Annotated in this window: 12 protein-coding genes; 1 reads left to right on the forward strand and 11 read right to left on the reverse strand. The window is 73.2% G+C overall.

Translation table 11 applies throughout. The features are described from left to right. Positions 1–9 precede the first annotated feature (9 nt). The 8 genes from ACZ7KF_RS12670 to fmt form a co-directional block, all read right to left on the reverse strand. On the reverse strand, positions 10–1,497 hold the full coding sequence (locus tag ACZ7KF_RS12670; protein ID WP_471072497.1) for an amino acid permease: 1,488 nt from the start codon (positions 1,495–1,497) through the stop codon (positions 10–12). Between the two features lie 467 nt (positions 1,498–1,964). Then, a complete protein-coding gene (locus ACZ7KF_RS12675; RefSeq protein ID WP_471072499.1) occupies positions 1,965–3,407 on the reverse strand; it encodes a GuaB1 family IMP dehydrogenase-related protein in 1,443 nt (480 codons plus the stop codon). A 132-nt stretch (positions 3,408–3,539) separates the two neighbouring features. After that, entirely contained in the window at positions 3,540–3,869 is a 330-nt protein-coding gene (locus ACZ7KF_RS12680) for a barstar family protein (RefSeq protein WP_471072501.1), read from the reverse strand. After that, on the reverse strand, positions 3,866–4,348 hold the full coding sequence (locus tag ACZ7KF_RS12685; protein WP_471072503.1) for a guanyl-specific ribonuclease: 483 nt from the start codon (positions 4,346–4,348) through the stop codon (positions 3,866–3,868). Before ACZ7KF_RS12685 ends, ACZ7KF_RS12680 begins: the two co-directional genes overlap by 4 nt. Positions 4,349–4,399: 51 nt before the next feature. Continuing rightward, on the reverse strand, positions 4,400–5,443 hold the full coding sequence (locus tag ACZ7KF_RS12690; RefSeq protein WP_471072505.1) for a sugar-binding transcriptional regulator: 1,044 nt from the start codon (positions 5,441–5,443) through the stop codon (positions 4,400–4,402). Between the two features lie 90 nt (positions 5,444–5,533). After that, positions 5,534–6,220 (reverse strand): ribulose-phosphate 3-epimerase, encoded by a 687-nt coding sequence (gene rpe, locus ACZ7KF_RS12695; RefSeq protein WP_471072507.1) that lies wholly within the window; start codon positions 6,218–6,220, stop codon positions 5,534–5,536. A gap of 120 nt (positions 6,221–6,340) precedes the next feature. Then, a complete protein-coding gene (locus ACZ7KF_RS12700; protein ID WP_471072509.1) occupies positions 6,341–7,759 on the reverse strand; it encodes an RsmB/NOP family class I SAM-dependent RNA methyltransferase in 1,419 nt (472 codons plus the stop codon). A gap of 108 nt (positions 7,760–7,867) precedes the next feature. Beyond that, on the reverse strand, positions 7,868–8,800 hold the full coding sequence (fmt, locus tag ACZ7KF_RS12705) for a methionyl-tRNA formyltransferase (protein ID WP_471072511.1): 933 nt from the start codon (positions 8,798–8,800) through the stop codon (positions 7,868–7,870). Positions 8,801–9,187: 387 nt separating this feature from the next. On the opposite strand from fmt, the gene ACZ7KF_RS12710 reads away from it, so the two are divergent. Then, positions 9,188–9,736 carry a hypothetical protein gene (locus ACZ7KF_RS12710; protein ID WP_471072513.1) on the forward strand — a complete coding sequence of 183 codons (549 nt, stop codon included), beginning with the start codon at positions 9,188–9,190 and terminating at the stop codon, positions 9,734–9,736. A gap of 314 nt (positions 9,737–10,050) precedes the next feature. Here ACZ7KF_RS12710 and ACZ7KF_RS12715 read toward each other — a convergent pair whose 3' ends face one another. From ACZ7KF_RS12715 to coaBC, 3 genes are all read right to left on the reverse strand, one after another. Next, complete coding sequence (locus tag ACZ7KF_RS12715; RefSeq protein WP_471072515.1) at positions 10,051–12,210, reverse strand: primosomal protein N'; 2,160 nt, start codon at positions 12,208–12,210, stop codon at positions 10,051–10,053. Positions 12,211–12,503: 293 nt separating this feature from the next. Beyond that, the gene (metK, locus tag ACZ7KF_RS12720; RefSeq protein WP_471072517.1) at positions 12,504–13,712 is read right to left on the reverse strand and encodes a methionine adenosyltransferase; all 1,209 of its coding nucleotides are present in this window, start codon (positions 13,710–13,712) and stop codon (positions 12,504–12,506) included. A 247-nt stretch (positions 13,713–13,959) separates the two neighbouring features. Further along, complete coding sequence (coaBC, locus tag ACZ7KF_RS12725; protein ID WP_471072519.1) at positions 13,960–15,162, reverse strand: bifunctional phosphopantothenoylcysteine decarboxylase/phosphopantothenate--cysteine ligase CoaBC; 1,203 nt, start codon at positions 15,160–15,162, stop codon at positions 13,960–13,962. Positions 15,163–15,263: the final 101 nt, after the last annotated feature.

The raw sequence follows: 15,263 nt of genomic DNA on the forward strand, positions 1-15,263 counted from the left end.
TCGGTTCGGTCACTTCTCTGCCGTCACCGCGAGATCCTCGTCGGTCGCGAGACGGGAACGGCGATAGCCGTATCCGAAGTAGAACACGAGCCCGACGGCCATCCAGCATCCGAAGACGACCCACGTGACGGTGTCGAGGCTGAACATGTTGTACGCGCAGAACAGGAAGCCCAGCACCGGCAGCACCGGCCCGAACGGCACCTTGAACGTGCGCTCCAGCTCCGGGCGCTTGTACCGGAGCACGATCACCGCGATGTTGACCAGACCGAAGGCGAACAGGGTGCCGATGCTGGTGGCGTCGACGAGCTTGCCCAGCGGGATGAGGGCGGCCAGCACACCGCAGAAGAGGGACACGAGCACCGTGTTGAGGCGGGGAGCGCCGGTCTTCGGGTGGATCTTGCCGAGCGCCTTCGGCACCAGACCGTCGCGGGACATCGCGAAGAGGATGCGGGTCTGGCCGTAGAGCACGGTGAGCACCACGCTCGCGATGGAGATGACGGCGCCCAGCGCCAGCAGGGTGCCCCAGAAGGTCTGGCCGCTGACGTCGTTCATGATGGCGGCGAGGGTGGCCTCGGAACCGTCGAACTTCTTCCAGTTCCACGCGCCCACGGCGACACCCGCGACCAGCACGTACAGCGCGGTCACGATGATCAGGGACAGCATGATCGCCCGCGGCAGGTCCCGCTTGGGGTCCTTCGCCTCCTCACCGGCGGTGGAGGCGGCGTCGAAGCCGATGTACGAGAAGAACAGCGTGGCACCGGCGGCGCTGACCCCGGTCATGCCGAGCGGCATGAAGTCGCGGTAGTTGCCGGACTTGAAGCCCATGAAGCCGACCGCGCAGAACAGCACGAGGGCGGCCATCTTCACACAGACCATGATCGTGTTGGCGCGGGCGGACTCCCGGGCGCCGCCCAGCAGGAACACCATCGCCAGGAGGACGACGATCAGCGCGGGCAGGTTGATGATGCCGCCCTCGCCCGGCGCCGAGGACAGCGCGGCGGGGATGGTGACGCCGATGGTGCCGTCGAGCAGTTCGTTCAGGTACTCGCCCCAGCCGACGGCGACGGCGGCCACCGACACGCCGTACTCCAGCACCAGGCACCAGCCGCACACCCAGGCGACCAGCTCACCCATCGTTGCGTACGCATACGAGTAGGAGGAGCCGGCGACCGGGATGCTGCCCGCCAGCTCGGCGTAGGACAGGGCGGAGAAGAGCGCCGTGAGACCGGCGATCACGAAGGCCAGGGTGACCGCGGGGCCGGCCTCCGGGACGGCGTCGCCGAGGACGACGAAGATACCGGTGCCGAGGGTGGCACCGATGCTGATCATGGTCAGCTGCCACAGCCCGAGGGAGCGCCGCAGCTGTCCTCCCTCACCCTGGCCGCCCTCTGCGACCAGGTGTTCCACGGGCTTGCGACGCATCAGGCGCGCGGCGACGCCCAGGGACGCGGGGGCGGCCGGTATCTCGTTCTGCGGGGGTGCGCCTTGGTCGAGCACGCGTTGGCTCCTTATCGCTGCCGATCGGTGGACGTACGGGACCGGCATGACGGCCGGCCCTCGTGGACGGGGACCGGTGGGCCTGCGAGGGCAGGAACCCACCGAGCGGGGTCCCCGCCACACCACGTACTAGCGCAGCACCCTACGAGGCGGGCCTTCACGGGCGTAATGCAGCAACCTTGCGCATCCCCGCATGATCATTGCGTTCATTCGCCCGAAATGACAAATCGTTGCGGGCGGGCTGTCGACCGTTGCACGGTGACCTCACACGCCCCATTTGCCACACGTTCGTGGGGGAAGGTGCGTGGATCGACGCTGTCGCACCTCTTGCCGTCGGGCCGGGCGGCGCCGGCGGCCCGGCGCACGGCGCTGTCCGAGCAGCCGGTCCGCAGGCCACCGGGTACGCCGACGGCCCCCGACGTTCCCGGGGCGCGGGATCGACGGGGGCCGTACGGAAGGGATCGAGGTCAGCTCCAGCTGGCGTGCAGCGGCTTGCCCTCGGCGTAGCCGGCCGCGCTCTGGATGCCGACGATGGCCTTCTCGGCGAACTCCTCCAGGGAGCCGGCGCCGGCGTAGGTGCAGGAGGAGCGGACGCCCGCGATGATCGAGTCGATCAGGTCCTCGACGCCCGGACGGGCCGGGTCGAGGAACATGCGGGAGGTGGAGATGCCCTCCTCGAACAGCGCCTTGCGGGCCCGGTCGTACGCCGACTCGTCCGAGGTGCGGTTGGCCACGGCACGCGCGGAGGCCATGCCGAACGACTCCTTGTACAGGCGGCCGTTCGCGTCCTGCTGGAGGTCGCCCGGGGACTCGTAGGTGCCCGCGAACCAGGAGCCGACCATCACGTTGGACGCGCCGGCGGCGAGCGCCATGGCCACGTCACGGGGGTGGCGGACTCCGCCGTCGGCCCACACGTGCTTGCCGTACTTCTTCGCCTCGGCGGCGCACTCCAGGACGGCGGAGAACTGCGGACGGCCCACGCCGGTCATCATGCGGGTGGTGCACATGGCGCCCGGACCGACGCCGACCTTGATGATGTCCGCGCCGGCGTCGATCAGGTCCTTCACGCCCTCGGCGGAGACGATGTTGCCGGCGGCGATCGGCACCTGCGGGTCGAGCGCGCGGACCACCCGGATCGCGTTGATCATCGACTCCTGGTGGCCGTGCGCGGTGTCGATGACGAGCGTGTCCACGCCCGCGTCGAGCAGTTGCTTGGCCTTGCCCGCCACATCGCCGTTGATGCCGACGGCGGCGGCGATCCGCAGCCTGCCCCGGGAGTCGACGGCCGGGGTGTACAGCGTGGCGCGCAGGGCGCCCTTGCGGGTGAGGATGCCGGCGAGCTTGCCGTCCTTGTCGACAGCGGGCGCGTAGCGGCGGTTGTGCTGGTCGAGGGTGTTGAAGGCCTCGCGCGGGTCGATGTCGGCGTCCAGCAGGAGCAGGTCCTTGGACATGACCACTTCGAGCTGCGTGAAGCGGTCGACCCCGGTCAGGTCGGCGTCGGTGACGACACCTACGGGACGGTGGTTCTCGTCCACGACCACACCGGCGTTGTGCGCGCGCTTGGGCAGCAGCGCCAGGGCGTCGGCGACGGTCTGGTGGGGGGCCAGCACGATCGGGGTGTCCAGCACCAGATGGCGGCTCTTCACCCAGGAGACCACGTCGGTGACGACGTCGATCGGAATGTCCTGCGGGATGACCACGAGGCCGCCCCGGCGGGCCATCGTCTCGGCCATGCGGCGGCCGGCGATGGCGGTCATGTTGGCGACGACGAGCGGGATGGTGGTGCCCGTGCCGTCCGGCGAGGCGAGGTCCACGCCCTGACGCGAGCCGACCGCGGAGCGGCTCGGCACCATGAACACGTCGTCGTACGTCAGGTCGTACGCGGGCTGGATGTCATTGAGGAAACGCACGTGCTGCACATCCCAGTCGATCAGAGGTGACCCCCGGACAGGTGTGCCAGGGGGAAAGAGCACGTACTTCATTGTCCCATGACGGGACGCCTGTCATGCCCTCACAGAACCTCCAGGGCGGCGGGAGACCCGCTAGGAGGATCGTCCAAGGACGAGGACGACGGTGAGGGCGGGTGTCCGGTCCGCCGCCTCCTCGAACACCTCCTCGGCGATCCGCCACTCGTCCGGTTCGGCCTCGGCGTACGGCCGCCAGCCCCGGACGACGACGAGCAGCCCCTGCTCCACGGCGCCTTCGGGCCAGACCGTGTGATCGGAGAGGGAGTCGGCCAGCGCGTCCCAGTTCCGCCCGAACCAGTCGGGCAGGGCCAGGGCGCGGGCGACGCGGTCCATCAGGGCCGCCTTGTCCGTGACACCGTCCAGGTCCAGGGTGACCGTGTGCCGGCCCCCCAGGTCTTCCGTCATCTCAGCACCGCCCGGAACGAGTCGTAGTGATCATCGGTGTAGAAGAGCTCCCCGCCCTGTCCGGTGACGATGCGCCGGGCCCCGCGGTCGCGCGAGCCGGGGGTCTGCACGGTGTACTCGTGGTAGTAGCCGCGCCGGTGCCGGGGCAGGTGCCCCTCGAAGTTCCCGAACACGACCCCGTCCCTGGCGTACGGGAACGGGCCGCCCCGGTCGATCAGGGCGAGTGTCCGGCGCGCCTCCCCGGGCAGCCGGGACGCCCGGACGGTGGCCATTCCCCGGGCCCATGCCGGGGTGGCCGCCCCGGCGGCCGTCGGGCCGGACCGCGAGGCCGTGACGGTGCTCGCACCCGGGCTGGCACCGGTACCGGTGCTCGTGCCGGACGCGCATCCCGTCAGCAGGACGGCGAGGACGACGAGCAGTCCCGTGAGCGCACGGGACACGTGCCCTCCGGGCGCACGGGGGACGAACCGCAGCAGCATGCCGCCGATGCTGCCACGGCCGTCCCGTCACGACGGCGCCGCGACCCGCGGTCAGACCCCGTCCGGGTCCGCGCGGTTGAGTGCCGGCTTCGGCGTCGGTCCCGCCGTCATCAGGTAGTCGGCGGCCGAGGTGTCGGTCACCAGGCTGGTGACCAGCCCGGAGCGCAGCACCGCGTCGATCGCGGAGGCCTTGCGCTGCCCGCCCGCGATCGCCACGACCTCCGGGATGCGGCGCAGCTGGTCGGCCTTGACCGTGATGCACCGCTCCCCGAGGTCGCGCCCGATCCGGCGCCCCTCGGCGTCGAAGAGGTGCGCCGACATCTCGGCGGCGACACCGAGCGAGGCGTAGTGCGCGCGCTCCTCGTCGCTGAGCATGTCGTGCACGGTCGAGATGCCCGGCTCCCAGGAACCGATGGAGACACAGGCGACCGTGACCTTGTCGAAGTATTCGAAGGCCCGGGCGATCCCGGTCTGGCTGCGCAGCGCCGCCGCGGTGGCCGCGTCCGGCAGCAGCATCGGCGCGTAGATCGGGTGCGCGTCACCGCCCGACACCTGCGCGGCCCGGCGCACGGCCTCCACCGAGCCGCGCTCGGCGGTCCCGGCGTCGTACACGCCCGTCAGCTGCACGACCGTGCACGGCGGCAGCTTGTCGAGCGCGGCGGCCATGTGGATGGTGGACCGGCCCCAGGCCAGCCCGAGCACGTCCCCCTCGTTGACGAGTTCGCCGAGCAGGTCGGCGGCGACCTCCCCGAGGTTCTCGGGATCGGGGGTCTCCTCGGCCTCGGCCGGGGACTCGACCACGACGGCGTGCCTCAGGCCGTAGCGGGCGCGGAGCGCGTCGGAGCGCTCGGCGTCCAGTTCGGCCGGCACACGGATCTCGATGCGCACGAGATCCCGTTCGAGGGCCGTTTCCAGGACCCGGGCCACCTTGAAGCGGCTGACGCCGAACTCCTCCGCGATCTGGATCTTGGACTTGCCCTCGAGGTAGAAGCGGCGGGCCATGGCCGCCGCCTGCACCAGCTCAGCGGGTCCCATCCGCATGGCTGACCGGCCCGCCGACATACCCGACACGGCGATCTCCTCACTGCTGTTCACACTCTGGATTCGCCGTTCATCCTTGCAGATTCGGCGCGACTGATCTGCCCTGATGGGCGGCGTTCACTGAAGCGTTCACTTGGCCGTGGCTCAGTGGTCGCATGCCCAGGACGCCTTGGCGGTGGCGGCCTCCGCCTGGGTGCGCAGGGCACGCACCGCCTCGGCCGGGTCCTTCGCCCCGTAGACGGCCGAGCCGGCAACGAACACGTCCGCGCCCGCGTCCGCGCACCGCTCGATCGTCGATGCCGAGACACCGCCGTCGACCTGGAGCCACAGCTGCAGACCGTGCTTGTCGATCAGCTCACGGGTGCGGCGGATCTTGGGCAGCATGATGTCGAGGAAGGCCTGGCCGCCGAAGCCGGGCTCGACCGTCATGATCAGCAACATGTCGAGTTCCGGCAGCAGGTCCTCGAACGGTTCGATCGGCGTGGCGGGCTTGAGCGCCATGGAGGCGCGGGCCCCCTTGGCGCGGATCTCCCGGGCGAGCCGCACCGGGGCGGCGGCGGCCTCCACGTGGAAGGTGACGGACGAGGCCCCCGCCTCGACGTACTGGGGCGCCCAGCGGTCGGGGTCCTCGATCATCAGATGGCAGTCCAGCGGGGTGTCCGTCGCACGGGCCAGGGACTCCACGACCGGCACGCCGAGCGTCAGATTCGGGACGAAGTGGTTGTCCATGACGTCGACATGGAGCCAGTCGGCGCCTTGAACCGCCTTGGCCTCCTCCGCGAGGCGGGCGAAGTCGGCGGACAGGATGCTGGGGTTGATCTGCGCGGCCATGCCCCAAGACTGCCATGCCCGGGGCACTGATGTTCGCAACCGTCCACAGGCTGGGTCGGTTCATCGTACTGGTACGACGATATGTGACCGCCTGTGGACAACGCCGAGCGCGGCCGTCCGTCAGCCGGTACGACGGATCAGGGCCAGATACATCGCGTCCGTGCCGTGCACATGCGGCCACAGCTGCACGTCGGGGCCGTCGCCCAGCTCGGGCACGCCGGGCAGCATCGGGCGGGCGTCGATCAGCTCGGTCTCCGGCCGCTGCTTGAGCACGTCGGCGACGACCGCCCGGGTCTCCGCCAGGTGCGGGGAGCAGGTGGCGTACCCGACGACCCCGCCGACCCGGACCGAGTCGAGCGCCGTGCGCAGCAGGGCGCGCTGGAGGGGAGCGAAGCTGTCCAGGTCCTCGGGGCGCCGCCGCCAGCGGGCCTCGGGGCGGCGGCGCAGCGCGCCGAGCCCGGTGCACGGCACGTCCACCAGCACCCGGTCGAAGGCGCCGGGCCGCCACGGCGGCCGGGTCCCGTCGGCGGCGATGACCTGGTACGGCCCGGGGTTGCCGGCCAGCGCCTTGGCCACCAGCCCGGCCCGGTGCGGCTGCTTCTCCGAGGCGAGCAGCGTGGCCCCGCGCTCGGCGGCGAGCGCGGCCAGCAGCGCGGCCTTGCCGCCCGGCCCGGCACAGCCGTCGAGCCATTTCTCGTCGGGCCCGTCGAGCGGGGCGTTCGCCAGCGCGAGGGCGACCAGCTGGCTGCCCTCGTCCTGGACGCCGGCCCGCCCCTCGCGCACGGCCTCGACCGCGCCCGGCTCGCCGCCCTCGGCGAGCCGCACGGCGTACGGCGACCAGCGGCCGGGGACGGCGGCGTCCTCGCGCAGCAGCTCCTCGGTGGTGGCGCGCCCGGGCCGGGCGACGAGCGTCACCTCGGGCCGTTCGTTGTCCGCCGCCAGCAGTTCCTCGATGCCGGGCCGGCCGCCGCCGAGGGAGTCCCAGAGCGCGGAGACGACCCAGCGCGGATGCGAGTGCACGACCGCGAGATGGTCCTCGGGGTCCTCGTCGTAGGGCGGCGCGACCTTCTCGATCCAGCCCTGGAGGTCGTCCTGCGCGATCTTGCGAAGCACGGCGTTGACGAACTTGGCCCGGCCGTCGCCGAGCACCACCCGCGCCAGCTCCACCGAGGCGGACACGGCGGCGTGGGTCGGGATCCGGGTGCCCAGCAACTGGTGCGCGCCCAGACCGAGCACGTCCAGCACCGGCGGGTCGACCTCGCGCAGCGGCCGGTCCACACAGGCGGCGATGACGGCGTCGTACGTGCCCTGCCGGCGCAGCGTGCCGTACACCAGCTCGGTGGCGAGCGCGGCGTCCCGGGCGTCGAAGTCGCCCTTCTCGCGGGCCTTCCGCAGCAGCGGGGGCAGCACGAGGTTGGCGTACGCGTCCCGCTCGTCCACCGCGCGCAGCGCCTCGAAGGCCAGGATGCGGACGGGGTCCTTCTGAGGACGGCGGTAGGGCTTGGCGGGCCTGCGCGGCCGCCGGGACTGCTCGCTCACGAAAAAGGTGCTCCGGGTGTGAAGAAGAGGATGCGCCTCCAGCGTACGTCGGCGCGCCCCCACCCCCGCCGTCCGGGGCACCGGCCGCCGGCTGCGTTGCCGGGGGCGTCAGCCGGCGAGGGTCTCGTCCTCCGCGATGCGCACCCCGCGGGCCCAGTCGGCCGCCCGCATCGGCTTCTTGCCCTGGGCCTGCACCCACAGCAGTTCGACGGCGTAGGAACCGGTGCCCACGTGCACGCTGTTCTTGCCCACGGCGAGCCGGCCCGGCGCCAGGTCCGTCCGCTCGGGAACCGGCGTGACCTGGATGAGCTTGAGCCGCTCGCCGCGGAAGGTGGTCCAGGCGCCGGGCGCCGGGGTGCAACCGCGCACGACCCGGTCGACGCGCAGCGCGGGCGCCGTCCAGTCCACCTGGGCGTCCTCGACGGTGATCTTCGGCGCGAGGGTGATGCCCTCGGCGGGCTGGGGTACGGCCTTCAGGCCGCCGTCCGCGATGCCGTCCATGGTCGCCGCGAGGAGTCCGGCGCCCGCGAAGGCGAGCCGGGTGAGCAGGTCACCGCTGGTGTCGGTGGGCCGGACCTCCTCGGTCACGGTCCCGTAGACGGGGCCGGAGTCCAGGCCCTCCTCGATGAGGAAGGTGGACGCTCCGGTGATCTCGTCGCCCGCCATGACGGCGTGCTGCACGGGTGCGGCGCCACGCCAGGCGGGCAGCAACGAGAAGTGGAGGTTGACCCAGCCGTGGACGGGGATGTCCAGGGCCGCCTTCGGCAGCAGGGCGCCGTAGGCCACGACCGGGCAGCAGTCCGGGGCGATCTCCTTCAGCCGCTCCAGGAACTCCGGGTCCCGGGGCTTCAGCGGCTTCAGCACCTCGATCCCGGCCTCCTCCGCCCGCTCGGCCACGGGCGACGCGACCAGCCTGCGGCCGCGGCCGGCCGGCGCGTCGGGCCGCGTGACGACGGCGGCCACCTCGTGCCGCCCGGAGGCGAGCAGGGCGTCCAGGGCGGGAACAGCGACCTCGGGGGTACCGGCGAAGACGAGCTTCATGGGCGGGATCGGGCCTCTCGGGCGGGGGTCGGGCGGGCAGCGCACCAGTCTATGACCACGGGGGTGCGGACGCCGAGGCGAGCAACCCCCGCAGGTCGGCCGCCCCTTCGGGCGACCGTGGCCGGGCGCCGCGCGAACGGGAGGGCCAGGACCCGGGCACCGCGCGAACGGGAGGGCCGGGAGAGCGAGAAGCCGGGCGCCGCGCGGACGCGAGAGCGAGGAGCCGGCCCCGGGCGGCGCGCAGCGGGACGACCGGCGTACGCATATGCCCGTACGCCCCCACCCCGTGACCAGGGGAGCGTCAGCGCGTTGGTCAAGAAAGAGTTGACCACATCGGGCCGCTTTGGCGGCCCAATTCCTTTCAACGCCGGTTCGAGAGGCTTGTTCATGGCCGACCACGCAACCCACGACGCCCAGGCCCGGGCCAGCCTGCACTTGCTGGTGCGGGACATCGAGCGGGTCCGCCGGCAGGTGGACGCACTGCGCACGCTCACCGCCCAGTTGGGCAACGTCTACCGTCCCCGCCGCTCCGGCCCGTCCACGGGCTTCGTCGTCTACGGACGCGCCCCCGCCCCGACGGTCCGCCTCGCCCAGGAACTCCGGGACAGTGTCGAGACCCTCGTGACGGCCGCCGTGGATTTCGACCGCTCGCTCGGCTTCTCGTGGGACGCGGTGGGCTCGGCGCTGGGAGTCACCAAGCAGGCGGTGCACCGGCGCTACGGCGCCCGCCGGGCCGCGGCGCAGGCGGCGGCCGAGGCGGAGCGCTCGCCGGAGCCGTCCGGCACCCGCACGATCAACGCGACGGGTCTGCCCACGGTCCCCACGGTGCCGACCGTTCCCGCGGCCCGCTCCATGCCCACCCAGCCGACGGCGGGCAGCCCCACGCTGCGCGACGATGCCCGGCCGACGGCCTTCCCCGGCCCGCGCAACGGCTGACGGCGCCCGCCCCTGCCCTCCCGGCCGCCTCCGGGAGGGCAGACCTATACCGGAAGCCGCCGCACCGCACGCTCCGCACCCGATGCCCGGGGGCTCTCTCGCTCTCGGCGGCCCTCACCCGAGGCCCGGCAGCCCGACCCGACGCGCGCGGGCCTCATACGACGCCCCGCAGCCTCACCCGACGCGCGCGGACCCCGCACGACGCCCCGCAGCCTCACCCGACGCGCGCGGACCCCGCACGACGCCCCGCAGCCCCACCCGACGCGCGCGGACCCCGTACGACGCCCGGCAGCCCCACCCGACGCGCGCGGACCTCACCCGATGTCCGGCGGGTCGATCCGCACCCGGACCGCCTCCCCGCTCCCCCGGGCCATGCGAGCGGCCTGCGCGGTCTTCAGCGCGGCGGCGAGCGCGGCTCCGCTGCCCGGCGGCACGCGGACGAGCATCCGCTCCCAGTGCTCGCCGGGCGGCGGTGCACCGGGTCTGCGCGGCCGGCCGGGCGGCGGGGGCGGCAGCGGTACCGGCCCCAGCAGCTCGGCGTCCGCCGGCAGTTCGACCGCCGTCAGGAACTCGGCGACGGCCGCGGGCGGGCCGGAGACGGCCGCCATCCGGGACACCGGCGGAAAACCCAGCTCGGCACGCTCGGCCAGCTCCCGCACGGCATGCCCTACGGGGTCCCAGCGCACCAGCGCCTGGACGGGCCGCAGCGTCGGCTCGGCCACCACGACCACGGTGCCGCCCTCGCCCTGCGGCCTCACCAGCGCTCCGGCCGCGATCCACCGGCGCAGCGCGTCCTCTCCGGCCCGCAGATCGGGGCGTCCGAGCATGGCCCAGCCGTCCAGCAGCAGTGCCGCCGCGTAACCGCCCTCGGCCACGGGTTCGGCGCCCGGCGTGCTGACGACCAGCGCGGGGGCGTCCGGGACGGTGTCCAGCACATGCTCGCGTCCCGAGGTGCGCACGGGTACGGCGGGGAAGGCCCGCCCCAGTTCCTCGGCGGTGCGGCGGGCCCCCACGATCTGGGCGCGAAGCCGGAAGCCACCGCACTCCGGGCAGTGCCAGGCGCTCTCCTCACGCCCGCACCACCCGCAGCGCAGGACGCCGCCGTCCTGCCCCTCCAGCGGACCGGAACAGTGCCGGCACCGGGCGGGCGCCCGGCACTGGGCGCAGGCCATGCGGGGCGCGTAACCGCGCCGGGGCACCTGCACCAGCACGGGCCCGTGCCGCAGGCCCTCGCGGGCCGCCTGCCAGGCGAGCGTGGGCAGCCGGGCGGCGCGGGCGGCCTCGTCCCGCGCGAGGTCGCCGTCCCCGACCGTCCGGACGAGGGGCGCGGCCCGGCGCACCTGCTCGCGCCCGGCGACCAGCGGCCGGGCCCAGCCGCTCTCGACGAGCTGGGCGGCCTCCACGGTGCAGCTCCAACTGCCCAGCAGGAAAGCGCATTTGTCCAGCGCGGCTCGGAGCAGGAGCACATCGCGGGCGTGCGGCTGCGGGGCGTGCTGCTCGCTGTGGCTGTCGTCCCCGTCGTCCCAGACGGCGACGAGCCCGAGGTCCTGCACCGGCGCGAACATCGCCGCCCGCGTCCCGACGACGGCACGCACGGCACCGCGCCGCACCGCCAGCCACTGCGCGTACCGCTTCTCGGGTCCGGCGTCGGCGGTGAGCAGCGCGTGCCGGCCCGTGCCGAGCAGGGCGGTCAGCGCGGCGTCGACGCGCGCGGCGGCCCGCCCGTCCGGTACGACGACGAGCGCGCCGCGCCCGGAGGCCAGGGTGGCGGCGACGGCCCGGGCCAGCTCCTCGCTCCACAGCGGGCCGGGCAGCGCGTTCCACACGGCCCTGGGCGCCCCTGTGGAGGCCAGCGCGTCGAGGAAGGCGGCCCCGTGCTCGTAGCGGGCCCAGGAGCCGGTCTGCGGGGCCTCGGGCGGGGGCAGGGGCGCGGGGGACGGTCGCTGCTCGGCGCGGGCGCTGCGCTGCGGCACGGCCAGTTGCAGGACGTCGGCGAGGCTGCCCGCGTACCGGTCGGCGACGGCTCGGGCGAGGGCGAGCAGCTCCTCGCTCAGCACCCGCTCCGGCGACACGACCTGGGCGAGCGCGGCCAGCGGTCCGGCGTAGTCGGACTCGGCCCGCCGCTCGACGAGGAAGCCGTCGATGAGGCCGCCGCCCTCCCGGCGCCCCTCGCGCACCCGGTGCCGTCCGGCCCCGAACCGCACCCGCACCCGCACCCCGGGCTGCGCCTCGGCGTCCAGCTCCGCGGGCACGGCGTAGTCGAAGTAGCGGTCGAGGTGGAGCACGCCCTTGTCGACCAGCACCCGCGCGACGGGCAGTTCCTCGGCGAGCGCGGCCCCCCGCCAGGTCCGCGGCTTGGCCCGGGGCACCTGGGCCTTGCGCACGCTCTCGCGGATGAGCGCGAGCTGCTCCGGCGGCGCCCCTTCGGCCCCGCCGTCCCCCTCTGCCCGGGGCGCCCCGTTCTCGCTGCTCACGCTTGCATTCTTACCAAACGCGACTGACAACGCCGGAGCGGCCGGCGACTCCCGGGACCCTCACGGCGGCGGCACGGACGCGGCCGCACCGGGCGCCCCACGGGTGCACACACCCCACGAAGTGACCGCGGCTCGCACCGGGCGCCCCCGACGGCGGCACGTTCCGGCTCGGCCCGGCCTGACGAACCGGCCCCGGCTCGGCCCGGCCGATCCCCACGAACCGGCCCCGGAGCACGCCGAGGCCCGGCTCCCGCGACGGGGAAGCCGGGCCTCGGCGAGAAGAGGGGTCGGACCTAGAGGCCGACGGCCGTGCGCAGGGCGTCGACGCGGTCCGTGCGCTCCCAGGTGAAGTCGGGCAGCTCGCGGCCGAAGTGACCGTAGGCCGCCGTCTGGGAGTAGATCGGGCGGAGCAGGTCGAGGTCGCGGATGATCGCGGCGGGGCGGAGGTCGAAGACCTCGTCGATCGCCTTCTCGATCTTCTCGGTCTCGACCTTGTGGGTGCCGAAGGTCTCCACGAAGAGACCGACGGGCTCGGCCTTGCCGATCGCGTAGGCGACCTGGACCTCGCAGCGGGAGGCCAGGCCGGCCGCCACGACGTTCTTGGCGACCCAGCGCATGGCGTAGGCGGCCGAGCGGTCCACCTTGGACGGGTCCTTGCCGGAGAAGGCGCCGCCGCCGTGACGGGCCATGCCGCCGTAGGTGTCGATGATGATCTTGCGGCCGGTCAGGCCGGCGTCGCCCATCGGGCCGCCGATCTCGAAACGGCCGGTCGGGTTGACCAGCAGGCGGTAGCCCTCGGTGTCCAGCTTGATGCCCTCGTCCAGGAGCGCCTTCAGCTCCGGCTCCACGACGAACTCGCGGATGTCGGGGGCGAGCAGCGACTCCAGGTCGATGTCGGAGGCGTGCTGGGAGGAGACGACCACCGTGTCGAGGCGGACGGCCTTGTCGCCGTCGTACTCGATGGTGACCTGCGTCTTGCCGTCCGGACGCAGGTAGGGGATGGTGCCGTTCTTGCGGACGTCGGACAGGCGCTTGGACAGGCGGTGCGCCAGGAAGATCGGCAGCGGCATCAGGGTCGGCGTCTCGTCGGACGCGTAGCCGAACATCAGGCCCTGGTCGCCCGCGCCCTGCTTGTCCAGTTCGTCGTCGTCGCCCTCGACCCGGGACTCGTACGCGGTGTCGACGCCCTGCGCGATGTCCGGGGACTGCGCGCCGATGGACACCGAGACACCGCAGGAGGCGCCGTCGAAGCCCTTCTTGGAGGAGTCGTAGCCGATCTCGAGGATCTTGCTGCGGACCAGGGTCGCGATGTCCGCGTAGGTCTTGGTCGTGACCTCGCCGGCCACGTGGACCAGGCCGGTGGTGATCAGGGTCTCGACAGCGACCCGGGAGGTCGGGTCCTCGCGCAGAAGCGCGTCGAGAATGGTGTCGCTGATCTGGTCAGCGATCTTGTCGGGGTGACCCTCGGTCACGGACTCCGAGGTGAACAGGCGACGGGACACAACGCTCCCTGTGGTTGCAGCGGCTGCTGGCTGATCATTTCCGGACGACACGGGGCTGCCCGGCGTCGACCGTGAACAGTTTATCGGTCGCACTCGGCCGACGGGCCACCGTCTCGCCTCTCGGGAGCGCTGTGACCTGCGGCACGGGCATTCTGCACAATGGCGAGCGGCCTTGACCAGGGCCGCCACGCCCGATTTGAGCGTGGCGTGAACCTGACGTCAAGTTCGCCCGATCGCCTGCCGGACGTTAGTCCAGTCGCCGTACGACCAGGTCCCAGACCGTGTCGGCCAGGGCCTCCTTGGGGCCGTGCGGCACCGGGGTCTCGCTGCCGTCGGCGCCCAGCACGACGGCCTCGTTCTCCTCGGAGCCGAAGGTCTTGCGCTCCCCCACCTCGTTGACCACGAGCAGGTCGCAGCCCTTGCGGGCGAGCTTGGCCCGGCCGTTGGCGAGGACGTCGTCGGTCTCGGCGGCGAAGCCGACGATCACCTGCCCGGGGCGGCCACGATCGGCCGAGATCTCCGCGAGGATGTCCGGATTTCGCACCAGGACGACGGGGTCGGGGTCGTGGCCGTCCTTCTTCTTGATCTTCCCGGCGGCGTAGGCGGCGGGGCGGAAGTCGGCGACGGCGGCGGCCATGACCACGGCGTCGGCGTCCGCCGCGGCCTTCAGGACCGCCTCACGCAGCTGCACGGCGGTGCCGACCCGGACGACGTCCACGCCCGCCGGATCGGGCATCCCGGTGTTGGCCGAGACCAAGGTCACCCGGGCGCCGCGGGCGGCGGCGGTGCGGGCCAGGGCGTAGCCCTGCTTGCCGGAGGAGCGGTTGCCGAGGAAGCGGACCGGGTCGAGCGGCTCGCGGGTGCCGCCCGCGGAGACGACCACGTGCCGGCCTTCCAGGTCGGGTCCGGCGACGCCCCGGGCCAGTACCCGGCGGCACACCTCGAAGATCTCCGCCGGGTCGGGCAGCCGGCCCTTGCCGGTGTCCACGCCGGTGAGCCGGCCGACGGCGGGTTCGACGACGACGGCGCCGCGGCGGCGCAAGGTGGCCACGTTCTCCTGGGTGGCCGGGTGCTCCCACATCTCCGTGTGCATCGCCGGGGCGAAGACCACCGGACAGCGCGCGGTGAGGAGGGTGTTGGTCAGCAGGTCGTCGGCGAGGCCGTGGGCGGCCTTGGCGAGCATGTCGGCGGTGGCGGGGGCCACGACCACCAGGTCCGCCCGCTGGCCGATGCGGACGTGCGGGACCTCGTGCACGTCGGCCCAGACCTCGGTGGCCACCGGGTTGCCGGACAGCGCGGACCAGGTGGCGGCGCCGACGAAGTGCAGCGCGGAGGCGGTGGGCACCACGCGGACGTCGTGACCCGACTCCGTGAACCTTCTCAGCAGCTCGCATGCCTTGTAGGCGGCGATGCCACCGCTGACCCCCAGCACGACCCTCGGCTTGTCCACCGTGTCTCCCCGGACTCGACAACGTACGACGAAACCGTACGACTCCATGACACACCACAGGCCCGGCAGACTGACTGCCGGGCCTGTGGATAAGTCAACCG

It is taken from the genome of Streptomyces sp. NPDC038200 (assembly GCF_055600785.1).